Genomic DNA, 12,634 nt, shown 5'->3' with positions numbered 1-12,634 from the left:
TTTTTACCGCTCTCCCAGCAGGAAGTTTCCGTTTTTGCCTGAAGCCGCCTCGCTCTCGATGCTGTGCACCTCGGCTTCGTCCTTGAGGTTCACCCCGGAGAGCTGGCGCCGGCAGGCCTCGCGCATCAAGTACAGCAGACGGTGGGCCGCCATGCCGTAGCTCAGGCCCTCCAGGCGGACGTTGGAGATGCAGTTGCGGTAGGCATCGGTAAGGCCGACCTTGGGCGCATAGGTGAAGTACAGACCCAGACTGTCGGGCGAGCTCAGGCCCGGGCGTTCGCCAATCAGCATGACCGTCATGCGCGCGCCGAGCAGTTCACCGACTTCATCGGCCACTGCCACACGACCCTGTTCCACCAGCACGACGGGTGCACAGCGCCAGCCGTCGGCTGCGGCCTGCTCTTCGAAGCGGGCCAGGAAGGGCAGGGTATGGCGATGCACGGCCAGGGCCGACAGACCATCGGCGACCACGATCGCAAGATCGACGCCGCCCGGGTTGGTCTGGGCGTGTTCACGCAGGCGCTGGACGGAATCCTCGTCCAGGCGCCGGCCCAAGTCGGGCCGCTGCAGGTACTGGTGGCGGTCGCTGGCCGCGCTGTGCACCAGCAGGGTTTCGCGCCCACGGGCATTGAGTTGCTCGCGCAGGCCAGCGTGGTCGAAGGGCAGGTGCACGGCGTCGCGGGCCTGGGCGTGGGCGAACTGGAAGTCCAGCTGCGCGCCGGTCGGTAGGCTGGTGCCGGTGCGGCCGAGGGCGATGCGTGCCGGGGTCAGGTTGCGCAGGGCCAGCCAGGGATTTTCGGGAGTGGGTGTCTGTCGGTCCATGGTCATCCCTATGCAAGCTGTGCCAGTGCCTGGCGGAAGGCTGGCGGCAGTTGGTCACCGAAGCGTACCCGGCCATCGGCCTGGGTGAAGATCCCGGTGCGTTCCAGCCAGGCCTCGAACTCAGGCCCAGGTTTTAGGCCCAGGGTCTGGCGCGCATAGAGCGCGTCATGGAAGGAGGTGGTCTGGTAATTGAGCATGATGTCGTCGGAGCCGGGGATACCCATGATGAAGTTGATCCCGGCCACGCCCAGCAAGGTCAGCAGCGTATCCATGTCGTCCTGGTCGGCTTCGGCATGGTTGGTGTAGCAGATGTCGCAGCCCATGGGCACGCCCAAAAGCTTGCCGCAGAAATGATCTTCCAGGCCGGCGCGGATGATCTGCTTGCCGTTGTACAGGTACTCCGGGCCGATGAAACCGACCACGGTGTTGACCAGGAACGGGTTGAAGTGACGTGCCACGGCGTAGGCGCGGGTTTCGCAGGTTTGCTGGTCCACGCCATGGTGGGCGTTGGCCGACAGCGCGCTGCCTTGGCCTGTCTCGAAGTACATCAGGTTCTGCCCGACGGTACCGCGCTTGAGCGACAGGCCTGCCTCGTAGCCTTCCTTGAGTACGTTGAGGTTGATGCCGAAACCGGCGTTGGCAGCCTCGGTGCCGGCGATGGATTGGAACACCAGGTCCAGCGGCACGCCACGGTTGATCGCTTCGATCGACGTGGTGACGTGGGTCAGTACGCAGGATTGGGTCGGAATCTGATAGCGCTGAATGATGGCATCGAGCATTTCCAACAGGGTGCAGATCGAGGCGATGCTGTCGGTGGCCGGGTTGATGCCGATCATGGCATCGCCGTTGCCATACAGCAGGCCGTCGAGAATGCTCGCCGCGATACCGGCCGGTTCGTCGGTCGGGTGGTTGGGTTGCAGGCGGGTCGAAAGACGTCCGCGCAGGCCCATGGTGCCGCGAAACTTCGTTACCACGCGGATCTTCTGCGCGACCAGCACCAAGTCCTGGACACGCATGATCTTCGACACCGCCGCGGCCATTTCCGGAGTCAGGCCGGGGGCGAGGGCCCGCAGGCTCTGTTCGTCGGCAGCCTCGCTAAGCAGCCAGTCGCGAAACCCGCCGACGGTCAGGTGGCTGACCGGGGCGAAGGCTTGCTTGTCATGGGTGTCGATGATCAGCCGGGTGACTTCGTCCGCCTCGTAAGGGATCAACGCCTCGTTGAGAAAGTGCGTCAGCGGGATGTCGGCCAAGGCCATCTGCGCGGCGACACGCTCGCCATCGTTGCTGGCCGCGACGCCTGCCAGGTAGTCGCCCGAGCGGGCCGGGCTGGCCTTGGCTAAGACGTCCTTGAGACTGTCGAAGCGGTAGATCTGGTTGCCTACCGTGTGTACGAAACTTGCCATACAGAATCTCCAGAGCGCCGCGGGTCGGCCCGCGGCGTAAGTCGGCGATCAGTGCAGGGCCTCTTCGGCCTTCTGGATCGCAGCGAATTCTTCTTCCGGCGTCCCCGCCACGAGGTGGTGACGGCTGTAGAAAGCAAAGTAGGCAATTAATACCCCATAGATCACGGCAGCGCCAATCACCACGCGTGGGTCCACCAGGAAACCGGCGACCACGGCCACGCAGGCCAGCACCAGGGCCACGCCCGAGGTGAAGACTCCGCCTGGGGTGCGGTAAGGACGCTCCATCTTAGGGCGGCGGATGCGCAAGGTGATGTGCGCGGCCATCATCAGCACGTAGGAGAGCGTGGCGCCGAACACGGCCACCAGGATCAGCAGGTCGCCCTGGCCGGTCAACGAAAGACCAAAGCCGATGATGCCGGGGATCACCAGCGCCAGTACCGGCGCCTTGCTCTTGTTGGTTTCCGAGAGCTTGCGCGGCAGGTAGCCGGCGCGCGACAAGGCGAAGATCTGCCGCGAATAGGCGTAGATGATCGAGAAGAAGCTGGCGATCAGGCCGGCCAGGCCGACCAGGTTGACGAAGCTGCCCATCCAGGTGGAACCACCATAGGCCTTGGCCAATGCCTCGACCAGTGGGTTGCCGGAAGCCTTCAAGGCTTCGGAACCGGCGCCGCCGGGGCCGATCACCAAGATCAGCAGGGCGAAGGCGACCAGCACCAGCATGGCGCCGATCAGGCCGCGTGGCAGGTCACGGCGAGGGTTCTTGGTTTCTTCGGCTGCCAGGGGAACGCCTTCGACCGCGAGGAAGAACCAGATGGCGTAGGGGATCGCCGCCCAGATGCCGACGTAGCCAAAGGGCAGGAAGCTGCTGGCACCGGCCGCGTCGGTCTGGGCGATGTCGAACAGGTTGGATGCCTCGAAATGGGGCACCATGGCCACCAGGAAGACCGCCAGGGCGATCGCGGCGACGGCGGTGATGATGAACATCAGCTTGAGCGCTTCACCGACACCGAAGATATGGATACCGATGAAGATGATGTAGAAGGCCAGGTAGACCATCCAGCCGCCGATGCCGAACAGTGACTGGCAATAGGCGCCGATGAAGGTAGCGATGGCCGCGGGCGCGATCGCGTATTCGATCAGGATCGCCGTGCCCGTCAGGAACCCGCCCCAAGGCCCGAAGGCACTGCGCGCGAAACCGTAGCCGCCACCGGCGGTGGGGATCATTGAGGACAGCTCGGCCAGGGAAAAGCACATGCACAGGTACATGGTGGCCATCAACAAGGTGGCGAGGAACATGCCACCCCAGCCGCCTTGGGCCAGGCCGAAGTTCCAGCCGGCATAGTCACCGGAGATGACATACGCCACGCCCAGGCCGACCAGCAGGACCCAGCCGGCGGCGCCTTTTTTAAGTTGTCGGTGCTGGAAATAATCCGCGTCGACTTTCTCGAAGTCGACCGAAGAGCTCGCCGGCGCGCTGCCGGAGTGATCGCTTGGCATAGTGTTCACCTGTTGTTTTTCTTGGTGGCCAGAAGCGTTCCGGCCCTTGGTGATTGGTCTGGCAAGAAGCGAGCCAGAGCGGTGGTGCACGCCATCGCCCTGGTTGTTGGGCCGTACGGGTAAACCCAGCCCCACAGCACAAGCACTGCAGAAGCAGGTTCACCCGCGAAAAAGGCAACGCGATTTAGAAGAAGCCCAGCGGATTGATGTCGTAGCTCACCAGCAGGTTCTTGGTCTGCTGATAGTGGTCGAGCATCATCTTGTGGGTTTCACGGCCGACACCGGACTTCTTGTAGCCCCCGAACGCAGCGTGAGCCGGGTACAGGTGGTAGCAGTTGGTCCATACGCGACCGGCCTTGATGCCGCGGCCCATGCGGTAGGCGCGGTTGATGTCGCGGGTCCATACGCCAGCGCCGAGGCCGAACTCGGTGTCGTTGGCGATCGCCAGGGCTTCGGCTTCGTCCTTGAAGGTGGTGACGCTGACCACCGGGCCGAAGATCTCTTCCTGGAACACGCGCATCTGGTTGTTGCCCTTGAGCAGGGTCGGCTGGATGTAATAGCCGGTGGCCAGGCTGCCTTCGAGTTTCTCCACCTTGCCGCCGGTCAGCAGCTCGGCGCCTTCCTTCTGGGCGATGTCCAGGTACGAGAGGATCTTCTCGAACTGCTGCTGGGAGGCCTGGGCGCCGACCATGGTGTCGGTGTCCAGCGGGTCGCCGCGCTTGATCTGCAGGACCTTTTTCATCACCACTTCCATGAACTGCGGGTAGATCGACTCCTGCACCAGGGCGCGCGATGGGCAGGTGCACACCTCGCCCTGGTTGAAGAACGCCAGCACCATGCCTTCGGCGGCCTTGTCGATGAAGGCAGGCTCGGCCTGCATGATGTCCTCGAAATAGACGTTCGGCGACTTGCCGCCCAGCTCCACGGTGGACGGGATGATGTTCTCGGCGGCGCATTTCATGATGTGCGAGCCGACCGGGGTGGAGCCGGTGAAGGCGATCTTGGCGATGCGCTTGCTGGTGGCCAGGGCTTCACCGGCCTCGCGGCCGAAGCCTTGCACCACGTTGAGCACGCCCTTGGGCAGCAGGTCGCCGATCAGTTCCATCAGCACGGCAATGCCCAGCGGGGTCTGCTCGGCGGGCTTGAGCACCACGCAGTTACCGGCGGCCAGCGCCGGCGCGAGCTTCCAGGCGGCCATCAGCAGCGGGAAGTTCCATGGGATGATCTGCCCGACCACGCCCAGCGGCTCGTGGATGTGATAGGCCACGGTGTTTTCGTTGATTTCGGCGGCGCCGCCTTCCTGGGCGCGGATGCAGCCGGCGAAGTAGCGGAAGTGATCGACCGCCAGCGGGATATCGGCGTTGAGGGTTTCGCGGATCGGCTTGCCGTTGTCCCAGGTTTCGGTGATGGCCAGGATCTCCAGGTTCTGCTCGATGCGGTCGGCGATCTTGAGCAGCACATTGGAGCGGTCTTGCACCGAGGTGCGGCCCCAGGCGTCGGCGGCGGCGTGGGCGGCATCCAGGGCTTTGTCGATGTCTTCGGCAGTGGAGCGTGGGAATTCGGCGATCGGCTGGCCGTTCACCGGGGAGGTGTTGGTGAAGTATTCACCCTTGACCGGAGGAACGAACTCACCGCCGATGTAGTTGCCGTAGCGGCTCTTGAAGGAAATTTTCGCGCCTTCGGTACCCGGATGTGCGTAACGCATGGTGTGTCTCCTGGCTATTGTGTTTGTTGCGGAGTTGAAAAGCGTAGAGCAAAGGTCGGGCCAGTGCCGTGCGCCCCTTGTAGATCAAGGGCTTTGCCTGATGCGGTGAGGAAGTGGGGGGCGCGGCTGTGGCAACAGTGGCACGCCTGTCGTGACATTTTGTACCGCTCCCGGTACAGCATATGACTCAGTGGTCAGCGTGTCGTTGCAATGCGCTGACAGGTGGAGGATGCTGGCGCAACGCTCTATCTGCGGAGAAGAACAACAATGCAGAGCAACTCGTTCAGCCGCCATGCCCACCAGGTGCTCACGGTCGCCAGTGGGCAGGCCAGTGGGCCAGGCAGCGACCCTTCGATCGCGCGCTCCTGGCTGCGTTGCCTGGAGGACTATCATCTCGACCCGGCCCAGGCCCAGGCGCCTGTGGTGCTGGAGCATGGTCGCCTGCTGGAAAGCCGCGAACGCCTGCAGCAGGTGCTGCAGATCGCCGACACTGAGATGAACAGCCTGCACCAGCAGCTTTCCGGCGCTGGCCATGCCGTGCTGCTGACCGATGCTCGCGGCGTGATCCTCAACTGCGTGACCGCCCCCACCGAGCGGCGCATTTTCGAGCGTGCCGGGCTGTGGCTGGGCGCCGACTGGAGCGAGGCTCGCGAAGGCACCAATGGCATCGGCACCTGCCTGGTCGAGCGCCAGGCCTTGACCATTCATCAAGGCGAGCACTTCCGCGGCCGGCATACCGGCCTGACCTGCTCGGCGAGCCCGGTGTTCGATCCACACGGAGAACTGCTGGCGGTACTCGATGTGTCTTCGGCCCGCCCGGAGGTCTCGCGACAGAGCCAGTTCCACACCATGGCGCTGGTCAACCTGTCGGCAAAAATGATCGAGAGCTGCTACTTCCTGCGTCATTTCGAGCATCAGTGGCTGCTGCGCTTCCACCTGCAGGCCGAGTCGGTCGGGCTGTTCAGTGAAGGGCTGGTGGCATTCGACGGTGACGGCCGGATCTGCGCGGTCAACCAGAGCGCGCTGAACCTGCTGGGCACCATCCGCGGCGGTATGCTCGGCAAGCCGGTAGGAATGTTCTTCGCCTGTAGTCATGACGAACTGTTCAGTCGTGCCACACCCCAAGGCAGTACGGCCTGGCCGCTGCATACCCGCGATGGCCGCCAAGTGTTCGCCACCCTGCGTGGCCAGGCGCGGGCATCCGCCTGGTCGGTGCCGGCGAGCCTGCCCGAGATCCGGCGTGACATCCCTACGGGTATTTGCGTGGTCGACCCTGCACTGGAGCAGGACTTGCGCCGTGCCGTGCGAGTATTCGAACGTGACGTGCCGCTGCTGCTGTGCGGCGAGACCGGCTGCGGCAAGGAGGCGTTCGCCCAGGCCGTGCACCAGGCCAGTCAGCGTCGCGACAAGCCATTCGTGGCCATCAATTGCGCGTCGATCCCCGAGAGCCTGATCGAGAGTGAGCTGTTCGGCTATCGCGGTGGCAGTTTCACCGGGGCACGTAAGGAGGGCATGCGCGGCAAGCTGCTGCAGGCCGACGGTGGCACCTTGCTGCTCGACGAGATCGGCGATATGCCGCTTGCCCTGCAGACTCGCCTGCTGCGGGTGCTGGAGGAGCGCCAGGTGGTGCCGATTGGGGGGGAGCCCCAGGCGGTGGATGTACGGATCATCAGCGCCACTCACCGTGACCTGTTGGAACGGGTGAGCGAGGGCAGCTTCCGCGAGGACTTGTATTACCGGCTCAACGGCCTGGAAGTGGCGCTGCCGGCGTTGCGCGAGCGCAGCGACAAGGCGCAGTTGCTCGACTTCCTGTTGCGCCAGGAGGCCTCTGGCGAGGCCATCGACCTCGCACCGTCCGCTCGCCAGGCGTTGCTGAAGTTTGCCTGGCCGGGCAACGTGCGGCAGATGCGCAATGTGCTGCGCACGCTGGTCGCTCTGTGTGAAGACAATCGCATCGAGTTTTCCGACTTGCCAGCCATCGTGAAAGCGGGCGCCTACTCGATGGGAGCGGGTTTGGCCCACGAACGTGTCAAGGATGTCGACCCTGCTGGCGCCACTGCGGGGCAGGCCCGATCCCACAAAGATCCCGCCACGCTCGAGCATGCCGAGCGGGACGCGCTGCTGACCGTGCTAGAGGCAAAACACTGGCACATGACACATGTCGCCGAGCATCTGGGCATCAGTCGCAACACCTTGTATCGAAAACTGCGCAAACACGGCATCGCCAGGGCGGGTTGAGCGAAACAGCGAGTGCGATTTCCCTCGCCCTGGGCTAACCTGCCCCGAAGTTTTGCGAGGTCGACCATGCACATTCACATTCTCGGTATTTGCGGCACTTTCATGGGTTCGCTGGCGGTGCTGGCCAAGGAGCTGGGCCATCGGGTCACCGGCTCCGACGCCAACGTCTACCCTCCCATGAGCACTCAGTTGGAGGCCCAGGGCATCCAGTTGACCCAAGGGTACGATCCGGCCCAGCTGGAGCCAGCGCCTGACCTGGTGGTGATCGGCAACGCCATGTCCCGGGGCAACCCGGCCGTGGAGTACGTGCTGAACAAGGGGCTGCCCTATGTCTCCGGCCCTCAGTGGTTGGCCGATCACGTGCTGCAGGGCCGTTGGGTGCTGGCAGTGGCCGGGACCCACGGCAAGACCACCACCAGCAGCATGCTGGCCTGGGTGCTGGAACATGCAGGCATGAGCCCGGGCTTCTTGATCGGCGGCGTGCCGCAGAACTTCTCGGTATCGGCACGCCTGGGCGGCACGCCGTTCTTCGTCGTCGAAGCCGACGAGTACGACAGCGCCTTCTTCGACAAGCGTTCGAAGTTCGTCCATTACCACCCCCGTACGGCGATCCTCAATAATCTTGAGTTCGATCATGCGGATATCTTCCCAGATCTGGCGTCCATCGAGCGGCAGTTCCACCATTTGGTGCGAACCATCCCTAGCGAAGGCCTAGTCATCCACCCGACCACAGAACAGGCCTTGGAGCGCGTCATCGGCATGGGTTGCTGGACGCCGGTGCAAACCACAGGCGAGGGCGGCCAATGGCAGGCGCGCCTGCTGAGCGCCGATGGCTCGCACTTCGAGGTGTTGTTCGAAGGCGTGGTCCAAGGAGCAGTCCAGTGGGAGTTGACCGGCCAGCACAACGTCGCCAACGCCCTGGCCACCTTGGCTGCAGCTCGCCATTTGGGGGTGGCGCCGGCCATGGCCATTGAAGGCCTGAGCGCCTTCAAGAGCGTCAAGCGGCGGATGGAAAAGGTCGCCGAGGTTCAAGGCGTGACCATCTATGACGACTTCGCCCATCACCCGACCGCCATCGCCACCACCCTCGACGGCCTGCGCAAGCGCGTCGGCGAGGCGCCGGTGATTGCGGTGATCGAGCCGCGTTCCAACTCCATGAAGTTGGGTGCCCACCGTGACGGCCTGCCGGACAGCGTCGAGCACGCCGACCAAGTGATCTGGTACGCCCCCCCCAACCTGGGCTGGGACCTGGCGGCCACCGCAGCGCAGTGCAAGGTACCCTCGGTAGTGGCCGACAGCCTCGAGGCGATCATTGAGCGGGTCAAAGGCCAGGCGCGCCCAGGCACCCACGTGGTCATCATGAGCAACGGCGGCTTTGGCGGGCTGCACGGCAAACTGGCCGAGGCCCTCAAGTGAGCGGTCCGGAGCGCATCACCCTGGCCATGACCGGCGCCTCCGGCGCGCAATATGGCCTACGCCTGCTCGATTGCCTGGTGCGCGAGGACCGGGAGGTGCACTTTCTGATCTCCAAGGCCGCGCAATTGGTGATGTCCACCGAGACCGACGTGGTACTGCCGGCCAAACCTCAAGCGATGCAGACCTTCCTCACCGAGTATACAGGCGCTGCCGACGGGCAGATCCGCGTGTACGGCAAGGAAGACTGGATGGCGCCGGTGGCCTCCGGCTCCGGCGCGCCGGCGGCGATGGTGGTGGTGCCGTGCTCCACCGGAACGTTGTCGGCCATCGCCACGGGAGCCTGCAACAACCTGATCGAGCGTGCCGCGGACGTCACCCTCAAGGAGCGCCGCCAGTTGATCCTCGTGCCCCGCGAGGCGCCGTTCTCGACCATCCATCTGGAGAACATGCTCAAGCTGTCGCAGATGGGCGCGGTGATCCTGCCGGCGGCCCCAGGCTTCTATCACCAGCCCCAGACCATCGACGATCTTGTCGACTTCGTCGTGGCGCGCATCCTCAATCTGCTGAACATCCCCCAGGACATGCTGCCGCGCTGGGGTGAGCATCATTTCGGGGCTGACGATTGAGCCGACTGCTGGTGGGAATGCTGGCGGTGGTGCTGCTCAGCGGCTGCGCGACCGTGCGCACCTTGGATGCCAACAAACCCGGGGCACCGGTCGTGTATGCAGGAACGCGGCTGGACCTGTATGTGATGAACGGCGGCTGCTGCCCCGAGGATCGCTTTGGCGCCCAGGCGCCGGCTTACCCGGGGCTGGACCTGCCGGGTAGCGCATTGCTGGACACATTGTTATTGCCACTGTCGTTGCTGACCGCGGCAGGGGTGGGGTTCAACGCCACGGGCGGTCTGTGAGGGCGTTTATCGGGTGAACCCGCTCCCAACGGGCCTTGCGCAGGTCAGGTGGGAGCGGGTTTGCCAGCGCTAGGCTATTTCTTGCCCAGCTTGCGCAACTCGTCGGACTCGACGATCCGAATCCCGTCCTCTTCCTCCAAAGCCAGGCGCCACAGTGCTCGGGCCAGGGTGCAGGCTTCAATGCCCCGGTACTTGCCAGGGATCAGGCGGGCGAAGGGGGCGGCAATGCGTTCGCTTGCCCGGGGTTCGACACGGTCTCCCAGCAGCAGCGAAGGTCGGACGATGGTCAATTGTGGCCAGTCCTGGGCCTTGAGTGCTTCTTCCATCTCGCCCTTGACCCGGTTGTAGAAGATCGACGATTTGGGGTCGGCGCCCAGGGCGCTGACCACCAGCAGGTGACGGGCGCCCATTTCCCGGGCTCGTTTGCTGAAGGCGACGACCATGTCCAGGTCTACGGCGCGGAAGGCGGTTTCCGAGCCTGCCTGCTTGAGCGTGGTGCCCAGGCAGCAGAAAGCGATATCGACGCGACCGGCCAGTTGCGGGAGAAACACGGCCGGATCACCCACGGGGTTTTCCAAGTGTGGATGTTCGGCCAGCGGGCGGCGGGTCGGCGCCAGCACCCGGCTGATGGTGGGCTCGTTGAGCAGGCGGTCGAGCAGGTGTTCACCCGTAAGACCCGTGGCTCCGGCAAGCAGGACATGCTGAGGCGTCAAGTACATGATGTCTCTCCCTTTGTTACTACCAAGCTTAGTGGGCCTCAGGTGTTTTTGCCTGGTCCCCACGCACTGGTTGGGCTTCATTGCGCAAGGCTTCCTCGGCCTGTTGCCGGCGCAGGCTCTGCCAGTGTGCAAGCACTGCAGGCGGCGCCCAGAGCTGCGGCTCGGAGGCTTCGAAACCTTCCCTTCTTTCACGTTCGGCAACACTGGCGCGCGCCAGTTCGAAGGCCTGCTTGAGGTCGTCGGTCTGATTCAGCGCTTCGGCGAACAGGGCGTCGCCGAAATAGGTGAAATCAGCCTCTTCCGAACAGCCGAAGGACACCCGGTCGGGGCGCGCCGCAGTCATGATCAGCGTGCGGTCGTCCTTGAGCGGGGCGATATAGCCACCTGAATAGCAGGCCGAGATCACAATGACCTTGTCGCGCTCCTTGAGCGGAGCCAAGGCGCTGGCTAATTCGTCGGCGGACAGGTCCGCCAGTTGCAGGCGGGGCTGGTCGAATACCAGTTGGTGGTCAGGGCTGCCATGGCTGGTGAGGTAGATGAAAATCAGGTCTTCAGGGCCGCTGCGCTCGGCCAGGGTGCGCGCGGCACGGGTAAGGTTCTCGCGAGTGGCCATGGGACGGTCGGCCATATGGTCGCGGTGGTTGACCAAGGTGATCTGGCCATGGGCGCCGAAGCGGATCTTGAGCATATTGCTCACGTAGTCGGCCTCACGCAAAAACACGCTCTGCTGGCCGTCGCCAGCCACAACCAGGCTATACAGCTGGATCGGCGGTTGGGAAGGCGGCACGCTGGCCAGCGACCGCTCGAGCAGTTGGCCTTGGTTGAGCAGGGCCAGATCCAGCGGGTCGGGGAGCAGTTTGTTCTTCTCGTCGCGTACCCGTACGCCCTTGACCCAATACCCGCCTTCGACCTTGCCGTTGGCCTGGATCAGCCGGCCATGGCCCTGGTAGGTGTCGTTCTCGAAATTGCCCACATACTGGCTACCGTCGGCGAGTTGCAGGTGGCCTTTGCCGCTGAACTGCCAGTCGCGAAAGCCGCCTTTGTAGCGGCTGCCATCGCTGCCGAGCATCTCGCCCTGGCCGTCGAGGGTGCCGTCTTTGAAGTCACCGATCCATACATCGCCCTCGGCGTTCTCGTAACGTCCGCGGCCTTCGAGGCGGTTGTCCTTGAACTCGCCGATGTATTGCTCGCCTTCGACGCTGTCGTAGGTACCGGCTCCCTGGAGCAAGCCGTCGACGAAGTGGCCACTGAACTGATTGCCGCTGGCATCGCTGCGGACGCCGGCGCCGTTGGGTTTGCCTTTGGCGAACAAGCCCTGGTAGCGGCTGCCGTCGGCCAGCTCCAGTTCGCCGGCGCCTTCGTACTGGTCGTTGGCGAACTGGCCGCGGTAGGTCTGGTCGTTTTGCTTGAGGGTGCCTTCGCCGTCGCGCCGGCCATGCTTGAAAGTGCCCGCGTAGTGGCTACCGGGTGTGGTCAGATCGCCCAAGCCATGGAACAGGCCTTCGGCGAACTGACCTCGGTAGATCTCGCCATTACTGCCGTGCCACTCGCCCTGGCCATGCCATTGGCCGTTGAGGAAAGTGCCGGCGTACCAACTCCCATTGGGGTAGTCGATGCGCCCTTCGCCCTGCAGCAGGCCGTCGACCACCTGCCCTCGGTAGCGGCCCCCATCGGGCAGACGAGCATCCGGTGGCGACAAGGGTTCGCCTTCGCCACAAGCGGCGAGCAGCAGGATCAAGGTGAAGGGCAGCAGTGCGCGCATGGCGGATTCCGGGCAAACGATGCGTCGAGTATGCCGCAGAATGCGCCGGCGAAGGTACTGGGCGCCGCACGCCTATGGCCTGTGCGGCCCCTTCGCGGGTAAAGCCGCTCCCACAGGTTTTGCGGTGCTTTTGATGGAAGCGCCGCGCCTGTGGGAGCGGTT

10 protein-coding genes are annotated in these 12,634 nt (G+C 64.2%); 4 read left to right on the top strand and 6 right to left on the bottom strand.

Annotation, left to right across the window (positions count from 1 at the left end; translation table 11 throughout):
* Positions 1 to 3 precede the first annotated feature (3 nt).
* The 4 genes from eutC to exaC form a co-directional block, all read right to left on the bottom strand.
* Positions 4 to 822, bottom strand: coding sequence for an ethanolamine ammonia-lyase subunit EutC (gene eutC, locus J5X93_RS23080; RefSeq protein ID WP_043210319.1), 819 nt, complete (start codon positions 820 to 822; stop codon positions 4 to 6).
* Between the two features lie 8 nt (positions 823 to 830).
* A complete protein-coding gene (locus J5X93_RS23075) occupies positions 831 to 2,225 on the bottom strand; it encodes an ethanolamine ammonia-lyase subunit EutB (protein WP_070573965.1) in 1,395 nt (464 codons plus the stop codon).
* Between the two features lie 48 nt (positions 2,226 to 2,273).
* Positions 2,274 to 3,722, bottom strand: coding sequence for an ethanolamine permease (eat, locus tag J5X93_RS23070; protein WP_070573967.1), 1,449 nt, complete (start codon positions 3,720 to 3,722; stop codon positions 2,274 to 2,276).
* A 184-nt stretch (positions 3,723 to 3,906) separates the two neighbouring features.
* Positions 3,907 to 5,427 (bottom strand): acetaldehyde dehydrogenase ExaC, encoded by a 1,521-nt coding sequence (exaC, locus tag J5X93_RS23065; RefSeq protein ID WP_070575988.1) that lies wholly within the window; start codon positions 5,425 to 5,427, stop codon positions 3,907 to 3,909.
* Between the two features lie 267 nt (positions 5,428 to 5,694).
* Between exaC and J5X93_RS23060 the strand changes: the two genes are divergently transcribed.
* The 4 genes from J5X93_RS23060 (at position 5,695) to J5X93_RS23045 (ending at position 9,991) form a co-directional block, all read left to right on the top strand.
* Positions 5,695 to 7,665 (top strand): sigma-54-dependent Fis family transcriptional regulator, encoded by a 1,971-nt coding sequence (locus J5X93_RS23060; protein WP_250034041.1) that lies wholly within the window; start codon positions 5,695 to 5,697, stop codon positions 7,663 to 7,665.
* 66 nt (positions 7,666 to 7,731) lie between these two features.
* A complete protein-coding gene (gene mpl / locus J5X93_RS23055; RefSeq protein WP_250034040.1) occupies positions 7,732 to 9,081 on the top strand; it encodes a UDP-N-acetylmuramate:L-alanyl-gamma-D-glutamyl-meso-diaminopimelate ligase in 1,350 nt (449 codons plus the stop codon).
* Positions 9,078 to 9,707: a flavin prenyltransferase UbiX gene (gene ubiX, locus J5X93_RS23050; protein ID WP_043211143.1), complete on the top strand. Its 630-nt coding sequence runs from the start codon at positions 9,078 to 9,080 to the stop codon at positions 9,705 to 9,707. The genes mpl and ubiX overlap by 4 nt, the downstream gene beginning before the upstream one ends.
* Positions 9,704 to 9,991 carry a YceK/YidQ family lipoprotein gene (locus J5X93_RS23045; RefSeq protein ID WP_043211146.1) on the top strand — a complete coding sequence of 96 codons (288 nt, stop codon included), beginning with the start codon at positions 9,704 to 9,706 and terminating at the stop codon, positions 9,989 to 9,991. The genes ubiX and J5X93_RS23045 overlap by 4 nt, the downstream gene beginning before the upstream one ends.
* Before the next feature lie 74 nt (positions 9,992 to 10,065).
* Here J5X93_RS23045 and J5X93_RS23040 read toward each other — a convergent pair whose 3' ends face one another.
* Positions 10,066 to 10,710 (bottom strand): oxidoreductase, encoded by a 645-nt coding sequence (locus J5X93_RS23040; protein WP_043211149.1) that lies wholly within the window; start codon positions 10,708 to 10,710, stop codon positions 10,066 to 10,068.
* Positions 10,711 to 10,738: 28 nt separating this feature from the next.
* The gene (locus tag J5X93_RS23035; RefSeq protein ID WP_102082034.1) at positions 10,739 to 12,472 is read right to left on the bottom strand and encodes a C13 family peptidase; all 1,734 of its coding nucleotides are present in this window, start codon (positions 12,470 to 12,472) and stop codon (positions 10,739 to 10,741) included.
* Positions 12,473 to 12,634: the final 162 nt, after the last annotated feature.

Source organism: Pseudomonas sp. BYT-1, from assembly GCF_023611805.1.
In the GTDB taxonomy this organism is placed as follows: Bacteria; Pseudomonadota; Gammaproteobacteria; order Pseudomonadales; family Pseudomonadaceae; genus Aquipseudomonas; species Aquipseudomonas guariconensis.
This window is presented reverse-complemented; position numbering and strand designations above follow the sequence as displayed.

Bases quoted from the DNA above. Each gene is read 5' to 3' on its own strand.
- eutC (WP_043210319.1), bottom strand. From the start codon at position 822: ATGGACCGACAGACACCCACTCCCGAAAATCCCTGGCTGGCCCTGCGC.
- J5X93_RS23075 (WP_070573965.1), bottom strand. From the start codon at position 2,225: ATGGCAAGTTTCGTACACACGGTAGGCAACCAGATCTACCGCTTCGAC.
- eat (WP_070573967.1), bottom strand. From the start codon at position 3,722: ATGCCAAGCGATCACTCCGGCAGCGCGCCGGCGAGCTCTTCGGTCGAC.
- exaC (WP_070575988.1), bottom strand. From the start codon at position 5,427: ATGCGTTACGCACATCCGGGTACCGAAGGCGCGAAAATTTCCTTCAAG.
- J5X93_RS23060 (WP_250034041.1), top strand. From the start codon at position 5,695: ATGCAGAGCAACTCGTTCAGCCGCCATGCCCACCAGGTGCTCACGGTC.
- mpl (WP_250034040.1), top strand. From the start codon at position 7,732: ATGCACATTCACATTCTCGGTATTTGCGGCACTTTCATGGGTTCGCTG.
- J5X93_RS23040 (WP_043211149.1), bottom strand. From the start codon at position 10,710: ATGTACTTGACGCCTCAGCATGTCCTGCTTGCCGGAGCCACGGGTCTT.
- J5X93_RS23035 (WP_102082034.1), bottom strand. From the start codon at position 12,472: ATGCGCGCACTGCTGCCCTTCACCTTGATCCTGCTGCTCGCCGCTTGT.